General features: G+C 37.9%; 17 protein-coding genes and 1 pseudogene. 5 read left to right on the top strand and 13 right to left on the bottom strand.

Annotation, left to right across the window (positions count from 1 at the left end; all coding sequences use genetic code 11):
* Positions 1-98 precede the first annotated feature (98 nt).
* Positions 99-1,124, top strand: a complete 1,026-nt coding sequence (locus NSMS1_RS28275) for a 2-hydroxyacid dehydrogenase (protein WP_224087946.1) — start codon at positions 99-101, stop codon at positions 1,122-1,124.
* Between the two features lie 367 nt (positions 1,125-1,491).
* Here NSMS1_RS28275 and NSMS1_RS28270 read toward each other — a convergent pair whose 3' ends face one another.
* From NSMS1_RS28270 to NSMS1_RS28260, 3 genes are all read right to left on the bottom strand, one after another.
* Entirely contained in the window at positions 1,492-3,669 is a 2,178-nt protein-coding gene (locus NSMS1_RS28270; protein ID WP_224087945.1) for a GumC family protein, read from the bottom strand.
* A gap of 770 nt (positions 3,670-4,439) precedes the next feature.
* Positions 4,440-4,727, bottom strand: coding sequence for a DUF427 domain-containing protein (locus tag NSMS1_RS28265; RefSeq protein ID WP_224087944.1), 288 nt, complete (start codon positions 4,725-4,727; stop codon positions 4,440-4,442).
* 116 nt (positions 4,728-4,843) lie between these two features.
* Positions 4,844-5,464: a Uma2 family endonuclease gene (locus tag NSMS1_RS28260; RefSeq protein WP_224087943.1), complete on the bottom strand. Its 621-nt coding sequence runs from the start codon at positions 5,462-5,464 to the stop codon at positions 4,844-4,846.
* Positions 5,465-5,736: 272 nt separating this feature from the next.
* Between NSMS1_RS28260 and NSMS1_RS28255 the strand changes: the two genes are divergently transcribed.
* A complete protein-coding gene (locus NSMS1_RS28255; protein WP_224087942.1) occupies positions 5,737-6,216 on the top strand; it encodes a hypothetical protein in 480 nt (159 codons plus the stop codon).
* A gap of 418 nt (positions 6,217-6,634) precedes the next feature.
* Positions 6,635-7,645 carry a lamin tail domain-containing protein gene (locus tag NSMS1_RS28250; RefSeq protein WP_224087941.1) on the top strand — a complete coding sequence of 337 codons (1,011 nt, stop codon included), beginning with the start codon at positions 6,635-6,637 and terminating at the stop codon, positions 7,643-7,645.
* Positions 7,646-7,820: 175 nt separating this feature from the next.
* Here the strand turns inward: NSMS1_RS28250 and NSMS1_RS28245 are convergent, their stop codons facing one another.
* From NSMS1_RS28245 to NSMS1_RS28200, 10 genes and pseudogenes are all read right to left on the bottom strand, one after another.
* Positions 7,821-10,361 (bottom strand): DEAD/DEAH box helicase family protein, encoded by a 2,541-nt coding sequence (locus NSMS1_RS28245; RefSeq protein WP_224087940.1) that lies wholly within the window; start codon positions 10,359-10,361, stop codon positions 7,821-7,823.
* A 231-nt stretch (positions 10,362-10,592) separates the two neighbouring features.
* Entirely contained in the window at positions 10,593-12,323 is a 1,731-nt protein-coding gene (locus NSMS1_RS28240) for a diflavin flavoprotein (protein WP_224087939.1), read from the bottom strand.
* 49 nt (positions 12,324-12,372) lie between these two features.
* Positions 12,373-12,900, bottom strand: coding sequence for a phosphate-starvation-inducible PsiE family protein (locus tag NSMS1_RS28235; RefSeq protein WP_224087938.1), 528 nt, complete (start codon positions 12,898-12,900; stop codon positions 12,373-12,375).
* 125 nt (positions 12,901-13,025) lie between these two features.
* A complete protein-coding gene (locus NSMS1_RS28230; RefSeq protein ID WP_224087937.1) occupies positions 13,026-14,756 on the bottom strand; it encodes a diflavin flavoprotein in 1,731 nt (576 codons plus the stop codon).
* Between the two features lie 298 nt (positions 14,757-15,054).
* Positions 15,055-15,636, bottom strand: coding sequence for a pyridoxamine 5'-phosphate oxidase family protein (locus tag NSMS1_RS28225; RefSeq protein WP_224087936.1), 582 nt, complete (start codon positions 15,634-15,636; stop codon positions 15,055-15,057).
* A gap of 152 nt (positions 15,637-15,788) precedes the next feature.
* Positions 15,789-16,087: pseudogene (locus tag NSMS1_RS35365) on the bottom strand (FAD-binding protein); the annotation flags it as partial.
* A 202-nt stretch (positions 16,088-16,289) separates the two neighbouring features.
* The gene (locus NSMS1_RS28215; protein WP_224087934.1) at positions 16,290-18,302 is read right to left on the bottom strand and encodes a hypothetical protein; all 2,013 of its coding nucleotides are present in this window, start codon (positions 18,300-18,302) and stop codon (positions 16,290-16,292) included.
* Positions 18,303-18,350: 48 nt separating this feature from the next.
* A complete protein-coding gene (locus NSMS1_RS28210; protein WP_224087933.1) occupies positions 18,351-19,949 on the bottom strand; it encodes a hypothetical protein in 1,599 nt (532 codons plus the stop codon).
* A 309-nt stretch (positions 19,950-20,258) separates the two neighbouring features.
* Positions 20,259-20,681 (bottom strand): NUDIX domain-containing protein, encoded by a 423-nt coding sequence (locus tag NSMS1_RS28205; RefSeq protein WP_224087932.1) that lies wholly within the window; start codon positions 20,679-20,681, stop codon positions 20,259-20,261.
* A 7-nt stretch (positions 20,682-20,688) separates the two neighbouring features.
* Positions 20,689-21,201 (bottom strand): hypothetical protein, encoded by a 513-nt coding sequence (locus NSMS1_RS28200; protein WP_224087931.1) that lies wholly within the window; start codon positions 21,199-21,201, stop codon positions 20,689-20,691.
* 617 nt (positions 21,202-21,818) lie between these two features.
* Here NSMS1_RS28200 and NSMS1_RS28195 point away from each other — a divergent pair.
* Both NSMS1_RS28195 and NSMS1_RS28190 read left to right on the top strand, forming a co-directional pair.
* Positions 21,819-22,796 (top strand): formylglycine-generating enzyme family protein, encoded by a 978-nt coding sequence (locus NSMS1_RS28195; RefSeq protein ID WP_224087930.1) that lies wholly within the window; start codon positions 21,819-21,821, stop codon positions 22,794-22,796.
* Complete coding sequence (locus NSMS1_RS28190; RefSeq protein WP_224087929.1) at positions 22,786-25,143, top strand: arylsulfatase; 2,358 nt, start codon at positions 22,786-22,788, stop codon at positions 25,141-25,143. Before NSMS1_RS28195 ends, NSMS1_RS28190 begins: the two co-directional genes overlap by 11 nt.
* Positions 25,144-25,155 lie beyond the last annotated feature (12 nt).

Genomic DNA, 25,155 nt, shown 5'->3' with positions numbered 1-25,155 from the left:
TAACAGACACTTTAAGCTAACCGATTATTAACCTTGTTCATCGGAACACCAAGCTAATATATATGTGAAAATATCTGGCATACAGCCTGGGGTTTGGCATGAAAGTAGCAGTCTTCAGTACAAAAGCCTACGACCAACAGTTTTTAGAAGCTGCAAGTTTTCCCAAGCAACATGAGTTAGTGTTTTTTGAACCCCGTCTCAATCAAGATACCGCTATTTTAGCCGCCGGATATCCGGCGGTTTGTGTATTTGTACATGATCAAGTCGATGCAAATACCCTGGAAATTCTCGCCTCACGGGGAACTCGCTTGATTGTCCTACGTTGTGCAGGGTTCAATAATGTAGACTTAAAAGTAGCTCATAATTTGGGAATTACTGTAGTCCGTGTTCCCGCTTATTCACCTTATGGGGTGGCCGAACACGCAGTAGGTTTGATTTTAAGCCTTAATAGAAAAATTCACCGTGCTTATAACCGCGTCCGTGAGGGGAATTTCTCCTTAGATGGACTGTTGGGTTTTAACCTGAATGGACGCGCAGTCGGAATTATTGGGACTGGCAAAATCGGCCTAATTTTGGGACAAATTATGAAAGGCTTTGGCTGTCGCCTCCTCGCCTATGATGTGTATCACAACCCGGAAATGGCAGCATTAGGTGGTAAGTATGTAGATTTACGGGAATTATTTGCCAATTCTGATATTATCTCTCTCCATTGCCCTCTCACACCAGAGACCCATCATTTAATTAACGCGGAAGCAATAGAACAGGTAAAGCCAGGGGTGATGTTAATCAATACCAGCCGAGGAGCGTTAATTAATACTCAAGCTGTGATTGAAGGACTCAAGACTGGTAAAATCGGCTCTTTAGGCGTGGATGTTTACGAGCAAGAATCTGAACTGTTTTTTGAAGATTTATCAGGGGAAATTATTCAGGATGATATCTTCCAAAGACTGACAACATTTCCTAATGTACTCATCACCGGACACCAAGCATTTTTTACAGAGGATGCTTTACATAACATTGCACAGACAACCCTAAATAATATTAGCGACTTTGAACAAGGTCGTTATTGTCCTAACGAAATTCGTCATCAACCGGAAGTGGAAAGTAAAGTGCTAGTGAGTTGAGATATAAGGAATAGAAAAAGATGTAGTTTTTTGAGTTTTGAGATTCGAAATTCTACTACAGAGGCGGATATTTCAGCTTCCAAGGCTCAAATGTGAGCCTTAAAACTAAAAATTTTTAGTTTTAAGCTTGAAAGTTTTCGTTCCAAGCTTGAACGTTCTCGTTCCAAACCTGAATGTTCTCGTTTCAAGCTTGAACGTTCTCGTTTAAAACCTGAACGTTCTCGTTTAAAATCTGAACGTTTTCGTTTCAAGCTTGAACGTTCTCGTTTAAAACCTGAATGTTCTCGTTCCAAGCTTGAAAGTTCTCGTTCAAAACCCGAACGTTCTCATTTTGAACTTAAACATTCTCATCTAAACACAACACATTTTATACTTTGTGATAACTCCCTACTTCATTTGCAATAATGCCAACTAAATTTAAGCTTTTTAAAATCTCTACAGCTTGAGTTATTTCCGTTTGTGTCACCCAACCAATACGTCCTACCATAATAATGCCATTGCAGTAGGAGGCAATAATTCTACTATCAACTGTACCTAAAATGGGAGGAGCATCTATTAATACTAAGTCGTAGCTGTCCTCAAATAACTCAATTAAGTCTTTCAACCGTTGAGAACTGAGCAATTCTACTGCGTCTTCTGGTGTCGGCCCCGCAGTTAAGATGTCTATAGAAGGGTGAATTGGCTGGATATACTCGTGAACTTCGGTGTTGGTTTCATCAAGGAGGAGTAGAGATAATCCCCAGTCATTAGATAATTGTAGAACTTTGTGGAGTTTAGGCGATCGCAAGTTAGCATCAATAAGTAGTACCCGTTTGTGCATGTGCGCCGCACTAGCCGCTAACCCCAGCGCTAAAGTTGTCCGTCCTTCTCCTGGGATGGCTGAAGTCATCATCACTGACTTAAAAGGAAAAGGAGATTTCAATATTTGTGTGTTTTGGTAAACAATATCCAGAGTTTCATGGCAAGGTAACCAAATGTTATCCTCTTCTACAGCCGGAGTTAGGCTACGTCCCCCAAGCCAAGATAAACTGGGAAGGCGTTTTTCCATTATCCGGGGTGCTAATTTCGGTACTGCACCTAATAGCCTTAAGTTACTTACTCTCTGCAAATCTTGTGCAGAATGGATAATTCGATGACGCATTCCCCACATTAGCGCCAAAATAACACCTAAAATCGGCCCAGAAATCATACCTACAACTATCAGCCAGAACCTATCATTACTAACAGAAATGCCAAGAGTAGGTTCCTCTAAGAAATGCCAATCAAAACCTCCATGAGCAATTTTCATCCCCATAGACTGTTGTGCTTGCAGCATTTGCTCAAGTGTTTTTCGCTGCGTTTCCACCTCTGGTAATAAACGCTGATATTCTGCAATCAAACTCGGATATCTGCTCAATTGAGAGCGAATTTGTTGTTCCGATTCTACTAACCTTTTTTCATTAGCAGTTAACTCAGAACCAATTGTCTGTACCTGGATAAATTCTTCTACTAAACTTGGCTCAACGCCAACTAAATGGCTTTGGATTTGGATACTTTCGGCTTTAATTTCTGCCGTTAACCGCTTTAACTCTTGCTGTACTAACTTTAATTGACTCTGGCGTTGCTGCTGAAGATTTTGAATTACAGGAGAATCATTTGTGTAGCGTAGTTGCTCTTTGGCTAAAGCCTGCTCAGTCTTTTGTAACTCACTCGTCAGCGTTTTATAGCGACTTGATTGAGCTATACGCATCGAAGTCATTGCTTCCTCACTAGCAACCGCTATCTTTTCCCCTAGATTTTGATAGCGAGTGCGGATATCTTGCAATTGTTCACGAGTGGTTTGTAGCTGCTTTTGAGTTTCAGCTAGGGATTTTATCAAGAGTTGACTTTGTAATTCTGGATCTAGTACATTGTGTTTCTTGCGAAATTGTTCTAATTTTTTTTCTGCTTGCCTTACCTGTTGTTTTATAACTGGCAATCGTGTATTAATAAATGCCAACCCTTGATTTAACTGTTCTTGTCTTCGCTCTACATTGTAATCTTGATAAACTTTCTGTAACGCTAAAAGTACCTTTCGGGTTTTAATTGGGTCATTAGCCTCAAAAGAAATTTCCCATACTGGGCTAGAAACTGAATTAGCGCCTTGTTTAATTTCTAGTGGTTTTATTTGTAAAGGGTATTTACTATCTTCTGTTTTACCTTTAATATCTTCTGTAGTAATATTAGGATAATCAAACTGTAATAATTTTACTGCTTTATCTATTAGTTTAGAACTCTCCATTAAGTTCTTCTGTACAGAATATTGCTCAATAGCTAATTGGGAATTGACACCATTTGTTACACCTACTCCTTCAGATATATTAGGTGTAATCAATATCTGCATATGGCTCTTGTAAGTAGGTTTATGAGTCATCGCTACAAAGCTAGTAGCTGACATTACTACACAAGAAACACCCAAAACTATAAAACGTCGCCGCAGCAAAATCTTAGAAATATTTCTAAATTTAACTGTATTTGGTAAAGAATTGGTAACAAATTGTCCTTGTTGTAAACTAATGTTAGCCACTATACAATTCCTCTGATGTCGATGTTAATTTTAAGAAAGATAAATATTGTGATTTGACTGTTTATAGAAAAAATCCTCCTATAAATCTATATTTATTATGCGAAAAGTAACTTTTATAAAAGATTAGCTATTGCCTGTGATTGTAATTGATAATAAGCATATAGAGCTTAAGAGGCGAAGATTATTATTGTCAACTATTGCAAGAGCTTTTTACCATATCCTTATTGATATAAGATGGTTTATTATTTATTTTTATTCTGATGTAAAAAATAATTACGTGTTTTATTAACCGTAGCTCAGTAGCAAGTTATTGATTTAACAAACTTTATTCGACAAATTAGAAAAATAAGTTATTTGAATCACAAAAAGATATTAGTATATAAAGCTAAATCTGCCACAAAACTAGACTTTTAGATATTTTGCAGGGTTGGCGATCGCTAAAATAATCACAACTGCTTATTTAACTGTTTGTCCAAATAAACATAATACTAAATTCAAGCTTATAGAAACGGAATATACATCAATAAATAATTAAAATATTATGCAGGTATAGGTTTTTGCAGTGTCACAAGTAATTTCCTGCATTAAAATAACAAATATAGAATAATTCCTAATTGATTTTAAGTAATCAAATTAAAGCTTAGTTGAAATTATTTTATTATTTCCTGACGATAGTAAAAAAATATAGTAAGTGGAAGGATTTACCCCCATATATAAAAAGACGCGGTTGAGCGCGTCTCTAAAATACTTAATTGTTAGGCTAGTTAAATTTAGTTTGTTTCAACTTTTACGCCTTTCCAAAAAGCAATATAACCTTCGATGTTTTTAGCTTTCTCTTTTGCACTAGGATAATACCAAGCAGCATCCTTGTTAAGTTGTCCATCAACTTCGATACTGTAGTAACTAGCAACCCCCTTCCAAGGACAAATGGTGTGAGTTTCACTAGGCTGAAAGTATTCCTTGTTAATGGCATCAGATGGAAAATAATGGTTGCCTTCTACAACTACGGTGTTATCGCTTTCGGCTAATACGGCTCCATTCCAAATGGCTTTAGGCATAAGTGCGTTTGTGATGAATGTTTACATTTAACATTTTGACACTTTATACCTTCGAGTATGGAGAAAGGGTATATTTAAAAATTCCAGTAATTTATATATATTGACTGCGATCGCTACTATACTAGACCAGCCTGAAAAATTTGGGCTGGAGTGAGGTTGAGTTCAGGGAAAGTTTGGGAGATAATGCGATCGCCTTCTCGAAACCTACTCACCTGATATTCGCCATCGACTAAGTTACAGACAGATATCGTCGGTTGTTTGGGATTACCGATAAAATTGCGTCCACCCAGAGCCGCATAGTCTACAATCCAATATTCTGGTATACCCATCTCCTCATAGTCTGCATATTTTAAATAGTAATCATCCCGCCAGTTAGTCGAGACAACCTCAATCACCAAGGGTATTGATGCAGCTAAACTGACGACAGATTGTTTTTTCCATAGTGGTTCATTTACTAAATTTGCCCGATTTAGCACCAACACATCAGGTAAATAACCAGAATCTTTTTCCAAAGCTCTAACTATAGCCTGAGTCGGAATAACGTAAGGAAGATTTAATCTGTCAAATTCAACCGTTACTTTTCTTGCTATAAAACCTTTGACTTCTTCGTGTTCTCCTACTGGTTGTGCCATTTCCACAATACTTCCATTATGTAGTTCGTAGCGTACCCCGGTATTTTCAGGTAGCCAATCGACAAATTCCGCAAAGGTTACTGGCTTGGTTATGGCTTGAGTCATATGATGATAACTAATTACTGTCTTGAAAATATTATCTTTGATCTAAGAACTATGAAAAGTAGAGGTTTGTCATAATTGGTTTTTTACAAAGTGCGTGATTGCGATTGGAAGCCTTACACCAAACTACTAACGTTCTGTAACAATTTTTTTTAACGAACTGGTAAACGACACTAGTGATGTTGCTCAAGCTTATTACTGGCGTTTAAGTGGATTATTAAGCTGTATGAAACTTGGTTAAGGTTACAGTAGTTATACAACTAGTTGAGATGTGTATGACAATAGCAGATGTATTTGCAGAGTATGAAGATTTAGATATCATACTACCTAGAGCTTTTTATTCTAGTTGCAGTTTTAACGGAAAAGGTACTTCATTATATTACTACATAAATAGTGTTGATTCTCATGGGTATGATGCTGGATTGAAGTTAGACTTTTTTGATAAAGTCCGCTTCACAAACTTCAAAAAGCCTCATCCAGTTGAAAAGTATGAGCCTTATTTTGATAAGTTCACAAATCCTTGCTCTTGTAGTTACAGTGAGTTCGAGCAAAAATTCATACTTTGTAGCTCCACAATAGCGGAAACAATAGACTTAATGGCACAGCACTGGTACATTTCAACAGAAAAATTTATTAATACTATCTTATTTGCTGGAGATTTACTATGGGATGCTGAAAATGATGCTTGGCTTGGATATTCTTTATGGGAAGGAGGAGACTTTAAAGGCACTTTGCCTCTACCAAAACGTAGATAACTTTCAGTTTGGTATGGCTTTGTTGATAAGGTTAACTAAAAAAAGAGGCGAATAACCCCCTATTACTTTCACTTTGGAAAAAATTAAATTAATAACATCTACATGATTTGTGATCTTCAACGGTAGTAACATCATTACTTTCAACAAGCTCACCGACTTCTTAAAGAAGTCGGTGAGCTGAATCCCACTAATTTTTACAAATTAAACAGGATTGCTATATGAAGATTAGTTAAATGTTTGCTTAACTGTCTTAAATGTCTTAAATTCCCTTGTCTTCTCACCAAAATTTTGAAATATTAGAAGCGGTAAAAATTAGAAAAACACAAGCAATGACTCTTTTTCCAAGCCGACATTTTCGGAACTAGAGTTAGCGCATTAATTTTCAGTTAACCGTTACCATAAATTTTGAGTAAAAACTATGTCAAATCAGCAAACTCCACAGGTAGAGATTACCAATATTGTTTACAAAGGTGAGGTCAAGAGAACTCAATCTGACGAATACATCGAGATTACCAATCACGAGAAGACACCAGTCGATATATCTGGTTGGCAAATTGCTTCCGGGGTAGGACGTAATAAAGCGTTCACTTTTCCCCAAGGGACAAAATTAGCCCCTGGTCAGAGTGTGCGAGTTTACACTAATGAGGTACATCCAGAGTCAGGCGGTTTTAGTTGCGGTATTGGTGTATCCCTTTGGAAAGACTCAGGTGATGAAGGCAGACTATTAGACGCTCAAGGAAATGTGGTATCTGGTTTAGCTTATGACAGCAAAGGCAGTTTCAACAAAACAACCAGTACCAACGGAAAAACACCAACTGAAGACAAGGTTGCCGAAATTCCGGCTCAAAGTACTGGCGTAAATATCAATGATTTAATCAACAAATCTGTTTTTATTGAAAATCAAGAAACAAAGCGGTATTTATTTTCTGATGGCGAGCCAATCAAAGGAAATCGAGGTGATGAAGGCGGTTGGCTAGCATCAAGCGGCTTTGCTAGTCCTAACGTTGTTGGTGCTGATGCTAATTATTACAACCGTGCTATATGGAAGATTATCCCCAATGGCGATAGTTTTCTGATTGAAAATCAAGAAACAAAACGGTATTTGTTTTCTGATGGAGAGCCAATCAAAGGAAATCGAGGTGATGAAGGCGGTTGGTTAGGATCAAGCGGCTTTGCCAGCCCTAACGTTGTTGGTGCTGATGCCAATTATTACAACCGTGCGCTGTGGAAGATTATTCCCAATGGCGATAGTTTTCTCATTGAGAATCAAGAAACAAAACGGTATGTATTTTCTGATGGAGAACCAATCAAAGGAAATCGAAGCGATGAAGGTGGCTGGTTAGCATCAAGCGGCTTTGCCAGCCCAAATGTTGTTGGTGCTGATGCTAATTACTACAATCGTGCGCTGTGGAAGATTACAACGATATAAATTCTTGTTTCTCTCGGAAATAGTATTTGTAGGGTGGGCATTGCCCACCATATCATGGTTTTGGTGGGCTACGTGTACTTCAAAAATCAAGTATGAGTCCCATATCAGGGAGAGCGATCGCTAATCCTTTAACACTTACCAAACAATTTAGATCGCTTCATTAAAAAACCCAAAGTTACTTTTTGTCAGTTACGGTAACTTGAATATTTTCAGCATGGCGACGAACCTTATACTTAATAAAGTGGAGAATTGCCGTTTTATGTTGAAGCAACCATTCTGGATTATTACCTGGATATAAATGTATGTTGTAGGTGTAAGTTAATACCTCCCAATTAACTGAGTAAACTGCTTTGCAATGATAAAACGAATTAACTATCCTTGTGATAATTCTTGTTGTCGTCTGATTTTGATATGGAAATGATAAGTCCAGCTTTTTTGGTTTAACTAATTTAGTGTTATTACACCTAAAATCAATTTCGTGTTGCCTTTTACTTCTATTACAAACATCACATAGAGTTTGTAAATTATCTAAAGCTGTTATACCACCCATAGAAACTGGTTGAATATGATCAATTTGTAATTTACCTAATTTGCTATTGACTCCACAGCACAGGCAAGTATAGCCGTCTCGTTCTTTAATTTGTGCTTTTTCTTCTTCTGTTGGTTCTATTTTTACTGGAGGAATTACAGGTGGAGGAATGATAGGTGGATCAGTAGGATCATAAATAATTTTTCTAATTGCTCCATCTACTGCTGTTTCAAAATTAAATAATGTTTTGTAAAAGGTTTTTAGCAATGAGTTAGGTTTAGAAAATTCCTTACTTAAATACTGATGTTTTTGCGTTATATCTAGCTTCGAGTTTATTATTGCTTCTGCAATCTTATCTAAGTCATAAAGTTCTCTTTCTTCAAATGGATGATAAGAAGGTGCAGATTGATTTGAACTTTGGGCAATGTGACGTACAATCTTAATTAAATCTGAGTGAAGCTTTTGCCCAATATCATCTGATTCGAGATTAAAGTATTTATCTATCCATTGTTCGGAATGAGAATGTATCCACTTATCATCAAAATCTTTTTTAGTCCATTCATCTGATATTTTTGTAGAAAGGATAAATTTGATAAATGATTCAAATTTGTCTTTTGTATGTTCATACACCATGATAAATTCTGTAAATGTTTCCATAGAATCATCGTTATTTTCGGAGTTAGGATATACAATTTCGGTTTTATACCAACCAACAGGGCAGATTTTTTTGTAATCTATTGTATATCCTCCTCCACCAACTATTGACTTTGTTAATTCCTTTATTAGACAAATTGATATATATTCCAGTGGATAAGTTTCTCTAGATTTAGGCTCAGTATCTATTGCTTTACCATCTTTCGGATTAACCCAATCAATTAAACGTTCCCATTCATCGAAGAATAGAACTATATTTGCTTCACTATTTCCTCCTACTTTTTCGCCACGTAATGCTCTACCTATCATTTGAGTCATTAAAATAGAACTTGTGGTCTGGCGAGTAAGAAATACAGTTTTAACATTAGGAACATCAGCACCTTCTGTTAGCATTCGTACATTAATTAAAACATCAAGCGCACCATTTCTAAATTCCTCCATAATTCTTTCGTTATCGCTTTGAGTTTTTTTATTCCTCGCCTCCACCGAACCAGGATCAGCTTCTATATGTGAATAAATTGCATCAGCTTTAATATTTTGTTCTAAAAGCTTATTTTTTATATATTCACACTGATACCAACGGTCAGCAAAAATAATAGTCTTGCCATAAACATCTTTATTTGCTATGTAAGTTTGGATTATGAAATTGTTTCGATCCTTATTATTTGCTAGTTCCTCAATAATATATTCTGGAAGGTCTTGATGTTGCTTAACCAGTCGATTATATAGTGCATTATCAACTGCCTTTTTTTGACCAGTCGATACTTCAATATATTTAGGTTTAGCTAAAATACCTTGTAGCGTTAGTGTATCTTTTTTAGCTTCATGAATAATGCCATCTTGAAATATTTTCCAAAGCCAACCACTTATTGATTTATCATTATGGGTTGGTGTAGCTGTTAGTCCAAGTAGGTGTAATTCTCGAACTAAACCACGCAAACCTAACGCGGAATCTTTTTCACCAATCAATAAATTTCTACAACCATAGGCTGGTGCATGATGAGCCTCATCAACTACTACAAAAAGTCCTGTTTTATTAGAAAAGTCAATAAATTTTCTAAAAGCTGTTGTAACTTTCTTACCAGAACCGTCTAGAGCATCATTATGTAAATTCTTGATTGCTGTTTGTATTGTCATAATTACAATATCATCAGTTAATTTGATTGAGGCTGCTTTAGCATGAGAAGGACTGCTAGACACACACCGCATATTTAATTTTTTCTTAGGCTCTGGAATGTCTACAGCACCTTTTCTAAAAGTATCGAATGCTTGATCTAACAGATAGAATGAAGGAGCTAACCAAAGAATTTTAATATTTTTAGGAATTACATGCTCAGATAACCATCTAACAGCAGTAAATGTCTTGCCTGCACCTGTTGGCAGCACTAAAATTCCACTACCTGGTTTTTCACCGCCAATTTTAAATGTTTTGCTGAGGGCGGCAAATGCCTCAATTTGATGCTGAAAGGGTGTTCTTACATAATGTTGAACAGATTGATATCTTTTTTGCTCAAGATTGATGGACTCGTACATTATGGTTTTATCCTAGCGATGTATAACTATCTAGCCACTAGGTTAGTTTGCCCAAAATGTCTGTTGTAAACTTTCGTATTAGAAAATTTCTTAGCTAGCCGAACTTTTGAAAATACAAAATATCAGGAAAATTACTTGCTAAGTATTTCATACTTACGAAACACTACCGATAAACACATAAAAAAAGAGACGCTATGCGCCTCTGTTACTTTTACTTCTGGACAAATCAAATTAGTAATGGCTGCCTGATTTACGATGCTCAACAGCAGTAACACCATTACTTTCTAAAACTTCGCCTTTATTGACTACAGCATAAATTAGCCTTCTATCACCGCATTCAAGCTGGTTGGTTACGGTACATTCTAAATAAGCTAATGCTTCAGTAAGAATTAAACAACCATTGTCAGCGATTTTAGTTTCTAGATTGGCAAAAGGATTATCGCCTAATGTACTTTGGCGGGAGAAATAGCGGCGGATGTTTCTACCTTCTTTGAGGATATTTAAGACAAATTGATCGCCAATATGACTCATCAAATCTACGTTTTGCTCTTGGGCGATCGCAATCATAATTCCTGGTGGGTTAAAAGTCGCCTGAGATATCCAAGAAGTTAAAATACCTTTGTGGTTTTCTTGGTCGCGGGTGGTAACTACACACAAGGAACCAATAATCCTTCCTACTGCTTGTTCGGTACGGTCTGTATTGGCTTCTGCAATTACTTGGCGGGGTGTCCGCAGTTTCTTAGTTTTCTTTAAGGTTTGGGCAAAAGTCGCACCTGCGGCTTGACATTGCTGGAGGGTTTCCTGCGTAGGACTAAAGCGGACGCGAATTGTTTCAAAACCTAAACGGTAATTGGCATCCTTGAGCTTATTTTCAATTAAATCTATAGCTTCGCCACTCCAGCCGTAAGAACCAAACACCCCGGCTAACTTAGTTTTCGCGGCTGTGGAAAGAACTATACCTAAAGCTGTTTGAATTTGTGTTGGTGCATGACCGCCTAAAGTGGGGGAACCGATAATTATGCCGTCACTAGCTTCAAGAATACGGGCAATTTCTGCTGGTTCTGCGAGTTCACAGTTAAGCGACTCAACATTAACACCATTTTCAGTCAATCCACGAGCGATCGCATTCGCTAAAATCCCCGTGTTACCATAAGCAGAGGTATAAAGTAGCGCCACGTTCAAATCGAGAGATTTCTGTCCTTGACACCATTGGCGGTAATCGTAGGTAAAACGGCTGAGGCTATAACGCACAACCGGGCCATGACCAGGAGCGTAACATCTAGCTCCTAATATCGCCACCTTATCTAAAGCCGCTTCTACTTGTTTGGCTTGGGGTGCATGGAGACAGTCAAAGTAATAACGGCGTTCTGCGTCTAGTTTTTTCCAATCCTCATCAAATAAGGTATCTTCGCAGATATGAGCGCCAAAAAACTTATCTGTGTAGAGAATTTTGGTATTTGGGTCGTAAGTAAACAACCCATCAGGCCAACGGGGAGTAGGCACAGTGATAAATATCAGTTGATGTCCTTGTCCCAAGTCGAGAGTATCTTCAAAACGTACAGCTTGAATGCGTGATTCCCACTCAGGAAAAGCAGTTTTGAGCGCATTAGCCGCAGGACGGGAGCAAATCAGGGTAGCTTGTGGTGCTTGAGTGAGTAACTTTTCTAAAGTAACTCGGCGGTTAGGGTTAACGTGACCGAGAATAATGTAATCAAGGGTGTTGAGGTTAATATGTCTGGCTAATTCTTCTAAAAATATTTCCGTAAAAGATTCACCAGGGGGGTCAATTAAAGCTGTTTTATCAGCTTGGATGAGATAGGAATTAGCTGTAGTTCCCCGTTGGCGGGAATACTCAACTTCAAATTTCAGACGTTCCCAAGTGCGCGATCGCAAAATTAAGGTATGTTCGCCAACATTGGCAACCTGTACATCTCTAGGACGACTGGAAGTAGCAATAGTCATATTATTCCCCTGTAAGTATTGGAAATGAAGCGATGCAATTTTGAATTGATTAGTCTCTATTCCCTATTCCCCAGCCATTCGTTTCTAATTCCGACTTGTGCAGCTTGTGATAGCGTTTATATATTTGTTGTTCTGGGTCAATACCTTCAAAGGTAGGAGGTAGCCAAACTCGCAAAATCAATAAAACTCCTAAAACTAATAAGAAGGCACAAGTGGCTAAAACTTGACTCCAATTAGTTTCTAGTACACCTTTGACAATAACTTCTCGCAAGGCTGAGACAATGGAAACTTCTACAGCTACACCTATAGATATGCGTTGTTCTTGCAAATAAATAATCAACAGTCGGAATAATTCAACTAAGATGAGCAAGAACAAGATATCAGCAGTTACTACATGGAAATCTAGAGGTGGAAGCAGGGAAAGAAACATATCCCACACCTGAAGTGCCATGAAGCAAAATAAGCCGATACACAAGGAAATTACAATCACATCTTGAATAAATTCCAAGGTGCGGACAATGCGACCCCGATTAATTTCGTAAACAGAAATTGGGTTGTCTTCTACAGGTTTGTACATATGCGTGGGGAGTGGGGAGTAGGGAGTGGGGGAGATGAGGGAGATGAGAGAGATGAGGGAGATGAGAGAGATGAGGGGGATGAGGGAGATGAGGGAGATGAGGGAGAATAACAACTGTCAACTGACTAATAATGATTTCCGACCTTGCGATGGTGAACGGCTGTTAGTGCGTTGACGTTTGCGACTCTACCTATATGCACTGTGCTGTAGATGATCCAATGGTCGCCGCAGTCCATGCGGCTGGTGATTTCGCATTCTATGTATGCTAAGGATTCTGCAAGGATGGGAGAACCATTGCTGGCGGGATAGGTTTTGATGCCTGCAAAGCGGTCTGCACCGGGGGGAAAGCGTTTGAGGAAATGCCGCATCAATCCCTGATAGTTGTCTTCTGCTAGGACGTTTAAGACAAAGCGATCGCCTAATTGCATTAAAGATTCAATCGCGCGTTCTTTAGAAACTGCAATGGCGACTCCCAAAGGATTCAGGCTTGCTTGCGTTACCCAAGAGGCGAACATGGCGCTTTGAATTTCGCCTTTTTTGGTGGTGATGATATATAAGCCAGTGCTAATTCTGCCTAAAGCTTTTTCTAAGTCAGTGTTGATGGATTTGATTTGTTTGATGGTGCGATCGCGTGTTAACCATTGTCCCAAATCTGTACCAGCTTCTTCACACAATTGCTCGATTGTTTGTGTGGGAGCTTCTTTAATTAATATTGGTGGAAAAGCTTCAACTAATCCTAATTCTTGAAACTTATTTCGTAATGGAAAAACTGGCTCATCTTCTCCGCCACCAGACTCTAGTAAACCTATTGCCTGTTTTTGGTGTACAGCCGCCAAAATTGTACTTAATGCAGCTTGTGCTGTCTGTGAAGATTGAGAAGGCATAGCAATTACTATACCGGAAGCTTGAGAAGCTATTTCTCTTACTTCTTGCGGTTCAGCAGTGTTTAAATCTATTAATTCTACCGCTACACCAATTTTGCTACACCCATGTCCGAGAGTGTGTACTAAATGCTCACTAAAGCCATAATCTTCAGCATAGAACAAAGCCGCAAATGTCTCTGTTTTGGTTTGTTCTAAACTCCAGTTTTGATAACGTCCTAACCATTCGGAAATATGATTTTTCAGTAGAGGCCCGTGTCCTGTAGCGACTGTATTTATACTTAAATTTTCAATCCGTTTTAAAGCAGCTAAGACTGACCTTGCATTCGGCCCCATCAAACAATCGTAGTAATATTTAAAATCTTCTTCAATAATTGAGAAATTTTCATCATAAGTATCATCATCGCAATAGTGCATACCAAACACATCACAGGTAAAGAGAATACCTGTTTTGTGGTCATAGGTAAGAATTGTGTCTGGCCAGTGTAAGTTAGGTGCAGATACAAATTCTAATTTGTGACCATTACCTAAATCTAAGGTTTCACCACTTTTGACTTGCAAAGATTTAAAAGGTTGGTGAATTAGATTTTCTAAAAATTGAATTGCTACCTTTGCACCAACAACAGTAATAGAAGGAGCAAGTTGTAAGATATTGCTGACTAAGCCACTATGGTCTGGTTCTGTGTGACTAATAACCAAATAATCTATTTTATTTGGATCAATTAATCCAGACACTATCTCAAGATATAGTTCCTCAAATTTGCGGTGTGAGGTATCAACTAAAGCAATTTTTTCACCTTGGATCAAGAAAGAGTTATAGGTCGTACCATTACGTAAACCAAATTCAATATCAAAACGCTCTCTATCCCAATCAAGACAGCGAATGGCAGTTGTTTCCGCAGCAATTTCGATAGTTTGTACTGTTAAACGTCCTATATTGGGAATAGGTTGGGGAGATTCTGTGAGTGCGACCATTGGTTTTACCTAAAAGCTTGTTATGTGGAATTAAATATTCTTCTTCTTATATTGGCTTGAGATTCCTATTTGGTAAAATGCCAATTTCTAAAGGTATTGATTAGGAAAGTTTATTTTTGCTTACCATTGGAAATGCCAATAGTTAAAGTTAAGCGTAATTTATAATTTGTGATAAGAACAAATATAATTGCACGCTCCCTATAAGTGGGGGTAGCCTGATACATACACATGGATAGGGGCGCACATCTATGCGCCCCTACAGCCAATTCATGTGTTACAAACATTTTGGTAAATTGTATTAAACCTTCCCTAAATGAAGATTCTCCTGATCTAATTCTTTGAGTGGAGTCGATAAACCATCAATACTAACAACATTCTTCTGCTGTTGGTAATCTTTAATTCCCTGCTCTCCTTTTTTCTTAGCCCAATCGATGAGAGTCCTTCTTTGACCTTGATATTCATAAAGTGGAACACCAAAACCACAGGAAGTTTGCACACGCTCAATATCTGCGACAATAATTTGGCGTACTCCAGGAAATTGGGGAAATAGTGAGTATAAAGAGTCCCAATCTGGAGAATTAGGTAAAATAGTTTGCCCTTTTCCGTAGAGGCGCAGGATGAGTGGTGGTTCTGCAAAAGCGCAGAACATTAAGGTGATGCGGCCGTTTTCTTGGAGGTGCGCGGAAGTTTCGTTACCGCTACCTGTTAAGTCTAGATAAGCTACTTGATGAGGAGAGAGGATGCGAAAACAGTCTAATCCTTTAGGAGACATATTAACGTGACCATCAGCACTCAGAGGGGCAGAGGCGACAAAGAACATATGTTGATCTGCAATAAACTCTTGTAGTTCTTTGGTTATGTGGTCGAATACTTTAGCCATTGAAGTAGTTAGTAAAAAACTTGATCAGGTTTAGCATTCATTATGACGTAATACCTGTTTTGCAAATTTTCTTTATGCTTTAGCTATACCTTGCCCAAATTATTAGAGGTTTTAATTTTAGTCAAAGATATTGTTTGATATACGGCTTTCTAGTTGAGAATGCGATCGTTGGCTAGGGTGACTTCTCGGACGTATTTTTCTGGGGTGGAATGTCCAGGGATGACGGCTGTGTTCACCCCATCCATGCCATAGGGTCGCCGAAGCCTTAAGCTTGTCTGTGAGACGCTAGGCAAACGTTTATCGCACCACTACGACGTATGTTAGCCTTTTCTAAAATCAGCACCTCTGCATCAGGGTTTGCCTGTTTCGCCTTGATACCCGCCATTGTTCCCGCCGTCCCTCCACCAATGACAAGCACATCAGTTTTTATCCGTTGAGTGTTGATATCCATAAGCTTTTGAATTGGAAGGGGCGATGAGAGGGATGAGCTTTATAACCACGCTCAATACATCAGCAAATAGTACTATAAATCGACCAGTTAACCGTATCTTACACAATAATTTTTACGTGTAGCCTTGAGAGGGACAGATATAGCAGCGATCTCTATTTGTTTGCATTAATAATCATTCTCAGGAAGATATTGCTTACTATAGCTAATCATCCTCTAAAGAATTTATATTTTCCAATTCGTCTATCTCTAAAAAATTTATATTTTCCAATTCGTCTATATATTCTTGCAGTACGGTAAGCTTGTCACTATTTCTTTTTGATTGGTATTCTGGTGTATCCTGGTATGGAATTACCTCTTCTCCAAAAATATCAAGCCAGAAATTAACAATACTTTCATCATGGGTTTCAGGTATAGTTATACTTTCATTAAAAGAAATTTCAACAGTAATTATGTCTTGACTTTTATCTTGTTCTGTTAAATTATCCTTAATCAAATTTTTCTTAAAAAAATCTATTTCATAGTCACTTTTGGTACAATTGATAGAATGTTCTGAAACTTCCTTAATTTTTGTGTGTAATGCTCTAAAAATATCATAGTTAGTATTTTCGTTTTTGCCAATAGTAAATATAACTAGCTCTTGCTCTATTTCTATTGAAAAATTATATTTGCTTATTTCTTCCCTAACCCACTTAATTGCTTTTATTTCATCTGAATTTAGCCTTTCTTCTTCATTCATATTCTTGGTAGTTTTATTCAACCTAGAATCTAAAAAATTCAGAAATGATATTTTTGTCTTTTCTTTTTGATTATAGCTTTTGATTTTTGTTAATATTTTAGTATCAGTTGAAATAATAAAAATTATACTTTGTATAGCATCTTTATAAAGTTTTTTATAGCTTAAAATTATTTGATAAATCCATATTTGTATACCCTTTAAAGAAGTAAAATTACTTGGATATGTTGATATAACATCAACTGCTAGTGAATCGTTTCCTATCTTGAGTTTTGATATTTCCAATAAATCGAAATAGTTGATTTTAAAAAAAACTTCTGAAGATAAGTTTCCACATTTTTTGTCAAAATAATTTCCATGCTTATTTCTATTAAAAATTTGATTACTTTTAAAACTATTTAATCTTAAATTTGGTAAATAAACTACTAATATTTTTTTTATTTTAACCTTCATTAGCAATGGAATATCATTTATTAATATTCCTTTTGATGTATAGAAAATTAAACTTTGATCATTTCGTGACTGGATAAACATCCTAATTTTCCTTGAAACTTCCGACAATGAATAAGTTTCACTACTATTTATTTCTCCTAGCGAGGGATACAAAACTAAATAAGAGTTAGATTTATCAAATTTTTTTAATACAGAATTGTAAGAAGCTTTTAAATTAGGTGAATATAAAAATATTAATAGTAAAAAATATTTGAATAATTTATTTATGATTTTCCTTTCTAATTCTTCTCCTAATTTTGCATTGTTCCTAGTTAGATCAAACTTTAATTGTTTGTCTGTATCTAAAATTAATATTGCTGGTCGTATATATACTATACTGAGATTATTAAAACGTTCACTAAATAATGAATATTTTACCCTAATACCATTGCATATTATTTTGTCATCCAGTGATAAAATATAAGGAGTTAGAGTATTAAAATAAATATTTTTAAATTTTGTATCTTTTATTTCATGCCATCCTTGCTTTATCATATTCATACTATCTTTTAATGTTATAATTATATCTTGGTTTAAGCAATAATATTTTCTATTCCTATCTATAAATAATCGAATGACTTTTGGTTCATCTAAACAATACCAGTCCCATTTATTTATTTCTCCACTATAATAAAAATTATTCTTTAGTCCTAATTTGTATAAAGTTTCTTGTGTTATGTCAATTTCTATAATCGTCCCAATTGGTACTTCTCCTTGAAAATAACGTAACTCTATAGCTTCATCGCCTAATCTAGCTTCAAACTCTATACCTCTGAGTTGCGTAAAATGTCTTGTATAAACTTTGATTTTATCTCCTAATAAATAAGCGGCTAAAGCACCAACACCAAAGTAACCAGAACGTGCAACTCTAGATTTGCTCTCTGCATTTTCGTTTTTTGGCTCTTCTTCATGTTGCTCTGCCCAAGTATCACTATTTCGGAGAGAAGCACCAACTTTGAGAAAATAGTTTGTAATGATTTGTTCTGTCATTCCAGAACCGCGATCGCAAACTAAGTAGCTCAGTGTTAAAAATTATCGCTATGGCAAGGCAGGAGGCAGAAGGCAGGAGGCAGGAGGGAAGAGGGTTATAGCCTTGTTTACCTTTCTTAACTTAGCTTTGTTTTTTCCCACCGACTTACTTATGAGTTTGCCATTCTTATCTTCATCCTCTGGTTCCTGGACTAAAACAAGAACATCTGCATCTTCAATTTCAGTAAAACTCTTAATTCTTTTTTTATATTCGTCTTCTTTTTCTTCCTCATTTTTAATCTCTTTATCATCATTATTGATTTCTACATTTAACAATCCAATTATCTTTAAATTTTCTATTAATTTAATAGCTTTAATTTCTTGGAGTTTGCTCTTATCATCCCTTAAGTTATCTTCCAATTCCCGTACTGCATCAACCGAGTTTTGTATTAATTCTCGAATGCCAACTTCTACTTTATTTTCATACAATGGCCCAACCAGGCGTTGCAAAACTTCATTTCTAGCAACCTCAAATCTTACTTTTTTTGGAACATACTGCACACTTTTGAAAAATTGCTCTTCATTATCAAGATTAGAACGTACACGACGAAGCATTAAACCTAAAGGTTGGAGGTTTGTTCTAGCATAAACTTCACCAAATACCGCCCAACAAGCATCTAACTCACCTTGAATACCGTTCAACCATTCTTTCAGTCGCAGGTAAGTGTTGACGTTATCTGGTTTGCCAAGTTCAGTCTGAATAAAAATTGCTTCAGGGTCATCGCCAATGCTGCGGATACCGCGAATTGATTGATGTACATCCCATTCTCGGCGGGAAATCGAACTGCGAATATCTTTAACACGTAAGGTTTGACGGGGTGCGCGTTCTGCTTGAATTTGCAGATAGTCAGCAATTCGCAGTACAGCCATCAAAAATACAGCATGAACTTTCCCATACTCACGTAAATCGTATCGCTTAAGATATTCAAATGTAGCTCTCAAGGGCATACCATGACTTCGTGCTACTAAACCCGCAATATCGGCAAAATCACGACCTAATTTTTTTGGTAGTTGTAGGGGTTCTTCTCCTGGCTTTAGCTCGTCGGGACTAGGGACACCAAGTAAGGCAATTTCATGCGCTAGCCGGGGATGATAGCGACGAAGAAACTCTCCAATTAGCTTTCTATCTCGCCTAGTCATATTATCTGGATTTTTTACTGCTGGGTCTTCAACAGGTTCAGTATTGCCAAAAATGGCTTGCAATTGCTTGTCGTCGTAGCGTTTCGCTGAAGCGAAAAATTGCTTCCAAAGGTCTTTCCATGAAGCATCTTTGAAACCTTCTATTGGTTCTTGATGAGTTTCACCTTTAATTAAGCGCAGAAAACCTTCTTCGGTTAAGTGCATTGCACAATCATGTAAGAAGGTAGCAATGACAAGGATTCCTGCATCTTCAGGAGTCATGACTTCCCAAGCTTCATCACGAATGATTGAAGAAGCTGTGATGAGAATTTGTTCTACATGATCATTTCCGTGGTCTGTATAGTCTGGAAAAAAGACACATTTACTATCTTTTAGCCAAGGTTCAAAATCTGCGATCGCACCACTTACCCAAGCCTGTACTTCATACAGTTCTCTAATCTTCTCATCCAGCCGAGTTGGAATCCTCATCTCATTCCTTTTGTCTTGCTTGTATAAAAACTAATCTATTTATTTTACTAATAGTAAATGCGTAAGTGAAATATTAAATTACAGTAGAAATATTCCTGAGTAAAAATTAATAAATAAACACACAATTACATAATAAGAAGTAGTTTCTCTAGTAAGCATAGAGAAACTAATTGATTATTCACATAAAATTAAAGCTCTTTATAAATTATTAATTTACAGCAGATTTCAAGTTTGTGAGGTACAAAAACACCCCACCCGCGCGACAACGCGGGTGGGTGTACTTCATTTACCTGCAATACGCTGTATATATCAAACGTCCGAGTTGAATTTATATAAATTTAACTGAGTAATTTTTGAAAGTGGTTGTGGCAAACTTTCTCTAGAAAACCATCCAATAGCTTCACATTTTTCTGGCTCACAAATTTTTGCTTCTCCACTAATAAGAGAAGCTATATATGTAATAGAAACCCAATGTTCATTTTCTTCTGGCAAGATATGGTCAAACACTCCTAATAATTTTTTTATCTCTATTTCTAACCCATATTCTTCAAATATTTCTCGTTTAATTGCTTCGATAAGCGTTTCACCAAACTGCACACTTCCACCAGGAAACTCCCACATTCCCCGTTCATTCCTTGCAGCATAACCTCGTTTTGCCAGAAACAAAAATCCTTCATCATTAACTATGATAGATCCTACTCCAACCCCGATGTAATCAACTCCTTCAATCATGGTTACTTTATTTGATTAGGGGAATAATTTTACTTTGTACATAAATAATAATTGCTACCACGACAATTAAAATAAAAAGAATAACGTAAGTTTCCTGCCAACGCCAAAAATTGGTTTTTTTGGGTAACTTACGAAAACCAACACCAACAACTTTATTTAACAGATCCACTTCGTCCGCTCTATAATCTAACCAAGAAAATATACCTGCAATAATTGAAAATATAACAAATGCAGCTAAAATTACTAGCAACCCTAGCAAACCTTGAAGTGCTGTCCTAGTGATGTCAGCAGTCAAATTAAGTTGCTGCCGTCCTACAAAGAGTGCAACTCCGGCAGTAGAAATAGCAGTAGCTAGTGTTTGAAACAAAGAGAGATATTTATGAATGTTCTCATTCAATGCACGAATCTCTTGAAGAATGTATTTATATCTTTCTAAGTAAAATTCTTGAACAATATCATTGTTGTTGGAATTATCATCATAATTATCTATAGATTCATTAGTTTGAGTACCTTTAGACATTTTTGCTACTTTACCTCCCTTAAAAAATCATCGTCTTTCCAGCTTACCTCTATCCGCGAATATACCTCAGCATTTAATTGCCATAAAGCTTTTGCTGGGAATGAATTATGGAAATATCTTGGTTAATTTTTTACTTTTGCGGAGTAAAAATTAATAATTAATGAAACATTTGTTCTAATAATTTTACATAAACCTGTATAGTTTGTAACCAGCATTATAGCATTTTTAATTAGACATCAGGAATAGTCAACGTCGCTCAGGCTTAAGTTGACACTAATACAGTTACTTGTGCGTCCTGAATTATCGGTTATGACACTCAAGAAGGTTCTTGACTTATTTTTGCTTAAGAGGTACTTTATCAATACAGAATGTTAAATACGGTAATTCTATCGAGTTAAAGTATAAATAAACTAATACAAATAAACTAAAGTTTTCTGTACAGGTCAAACCAATAGTAGATTTTGATTGAAAATTGCCATATTTTTTCTGTTTAACTCAGTGTATTACTGTCTATAACCTTTACAGACTAAATATTGCAGCAATTATTTAGTCAAAATTTTAACTTCTGTTTATTAATGGTAAATACTACTTTGTTCAGGAACTTTTTTTTAATACTGATGTTAGTTACAGGAATAGCATTCTCACTCATCATTTCTCCAGCCTTTGCTACTAGTGTAAATCCCTGTCCATCAGAAATGGTGATGATTCCCGGCGGAAAATTCACAATGGGATCAGATAATTCTGGTTTCATAGAAGAACTCTCTGCTCAAGAAGTCACAGTTAGTTCCTTTTGTATCGATAAATATGAAGTAACAAACGCACAGTTTGCAGCATTTGTCAAAGCAACAAGCTATGTGACAGTTGCAGAGCGTCCTTTACCCAAGGAACAGTTTCCCGACTTAGCAGATGAGCAGAGATTACCTGGTTCCCTAGTTTTTGAAATAGCACAACCAGGAGCAAAACGGCTGAGTTGGTGGCATTGGCAGACTGGAGCGAATTGGCGACATCCCTTTGGACTGGAAAGTGTGATTGCCAATCAAGATAACTATCCAGTGCTGCATATTGCCTATGAAGATGCTTTAGCTTATGCCCAATGGGTAGGAAAATCATTACCGACCGAAGCCCAATGGGAATATGCTGCTCGTGGTGGGTTAGATGGGGCAACTTACGCTTGGGGGGATCAATACTCTGAGAAAAAAGCCAACACTTGGCAAGGAATTTTTCCCTTTTTCAATACCAAAAGCGACGGTTACGCAGGTATTGCCCCTGTTGGTTCCTTTGCACCTAACGGATATGGTCTGTATGACATGACAGGTAATGTCTGGGAATTGACATCTGATTGGTTTCAACCAGGACACAACCATAAAACCCACAGTCTCAATCCCACAGGCCCAGAGCAGAGTTATGACCCCAACAAACCCACCGAAAAAGCTCTACACGTAATCAAAGGTGGCTCTTATTTGTGTGCGCCCAACTATTGCAGCCGCTTCCGTCCAGCCGCGCGAGAATCTCAAGCCCCCGATACGGGAACATCCCACATCGGGTTTCGCTTAGTGAAGAACCTGACTACAGAAAGGATGAACAATGAAGTTTGAATCCAAGCACTGGAGATTTCCAGAAATTACCAAGGCGATCGCATTATTTTTGCTCATCACTTTGTTGATGGTCAATAGCCCCGCCCTAGCAGATACATCCGAGGTTTTACCAGTTCCCTCACCAGAGTTCAAAGGTAAAATCGGACTCACCTACAAAGAATCACAACCAGACTTTCCCCAACCCATTACCGCCCCAGCTAAAGCACCCAACGTCTTGTTAGTAATCTTAGATGATGTGGGTTTTGGACAAGCCAGCACCTTTGGCGGCCCGGTGGAAACTCCTAACTTAACCCGCCTCGCCGAAACAGGATTACGCTACAACCAATTTCACACCACAGCCTTGTGTTCTCCTACTAGGGCAGCTTTATTAACTGGACGCAATCACCATTCAGTTAATACAGGGGTAGTTGAGGAATTAGCTACAGGTTATCCTGGCTACACTACGATTTTGCCCAAGAGTGCTGCCACCGTTGCCGAAATACTGCGGCAAAATGGCTACAATACAGCAGCTTTTGGTAAATGGCACAACACACCAGATTTTGAAACCAGTGCAGCCGGGCCTTTTGATCGCTGGCCTACAGGGTTAGGGTTTGAGTATTTTTACGGTTTTTTGGGTGGCGATACTAATCAGTGGAGTCCGGCTTTGATAGAAAACACTAAGCGAATAGACAAACCCAACAAGCCAGATTATCACCTAACTCCTGACTTAGTAGACCATGCGATCGCCTGGATTCGCAATCAACAATCCATTGCACCAGAAAAACCCTTTTTCGCCTATCTCGCCACTGGAGCCACCCACGCACCCCACCACGCCCCCAAAGAGTGGATTGATAAGTACAAAGGCAAATTTGACCAAGGCTGGGATAAATTACGCGAAGAAAGCTTTGCGCGGCAAAAACAACTGGGTGTAATTCCTGCCAATACCCAACTCACCCCCCGCCCCCAAGAACTACCTGCATGGGATTCTCTCTCAGCCGAACAGCAAAAACTCTATGCCCACATGGCTGAAGTATTTGCTGGATTTTTGGGGCATACAGATTATGAAGTAGGCAGACTAATTAATGCTGTAGACCAACTAGGTGAACTGGATAACACCCTAGTAATCTACATCGTCGGAGATAACGGTGCTAGTGCAGAGGGCGGTTTAACAGGCAGCGTCAACGAACTCCAAGTCTTCAACGGTGTACCGGAAAATCTCCAACAACTCCTAGCTGCTTATGATGATTTGGGTAGCCCCAAAACATTCAACCATTTTCCCGCAGCTTGGGCATGGGCAGTTAACACTCCCTTCCAATGGACAAAGCAAATCGCCTCTCACTTTGGCGGTACTCGTAACCCCTTGGTAATTTCCTGGGGCAAAAATATTCCAGACCCAGGTAGCATCCGCAGTCAGTTTCATCATGTAATTGATATTGCACCCACAATTTTAGAAGTTACGGGAATTGCTGCCCCTAAAGAAGTGAATGGTGTCAAGCAACAACCAATCGAAGGTACTAGCCTCGCTTATACTTTCGACCAACCTGATGCACCTTCGCATAGGAAAACACAGTATTTCGAGATGCTGGGCAACCGGGCTATTTACAACCAAGGTTGGGTAGCTGCGGCGCGTCATGGTCGCTTACCTTGGGAACGGGCTGTTAAAGGTAATTTTGATACAGATGAGTGGGAACTGTACAACATTGCCGAAGATTTCAGCGAAGCGAACAACCTAGCAAAGCAAAACCCAGAGAAACTAGAAAAACTGCAAAAGTTGTTTTTGAAGGAAGCACAAAAGCATCAAGTTTTACCATTAGACGATCGCATTGCTGAAAGGTTTGATGTCAAGATTCGCCCCAGCCTCACCAGAGGACGCACAACTTTTACCTACTATCCTGGTACAGTTGGCATTCCAGAAGGTAGCGCCCCAAATCTGAAAAATCGCTCCTTCAGCATCACAGCTAATGTAGAAATTCCTAAAAATGGGGCTGAAGGTGTCCTCTTAACCCAAGGCGGACGCTTTGCTGGTTGGAGTTTCTTCCTGGAAGATGGTAAACCTACTTACGTCTACAACTACGCCAATACAGCCCGTTACACCATCCAATCCCCGGAAAAATTACCCACAGGTCAATCTACAATCCAGTTTAACTTTGATTATGACGGCGGTGTAGGTGCAGGTGGTATCGGCAAACTGTTCATCAATGACCAACAAGTAGCCGAAGGTCGCGTTGATAAAACCATCGCCTACCGTCTAGCCCTAGACGAAACCTTTGATGTTGGCAGAGATACAGGTACTCCCGTCGTTGACTCCTACCAAGTACCCTTTGCTTTTACTGGGAACTTACAGCAAGTCAGTTTGGAGTTGGAGTAATTAGTCCATAGT

This window comes from Nostoc sp. MS1 (genome assembly GCF_019976755.1).
Taxonomy (GTDB): domain Bacteria; phylum Cyanobacteriota; class Cyanobacteriia; order Cyanobacteriales; family Nostocaceae; genus Trichormus.
Note: the sequence above shows the minus strand (reverse complement) of the source record. Positions and strands in the feature narration are given on the sequence as shown.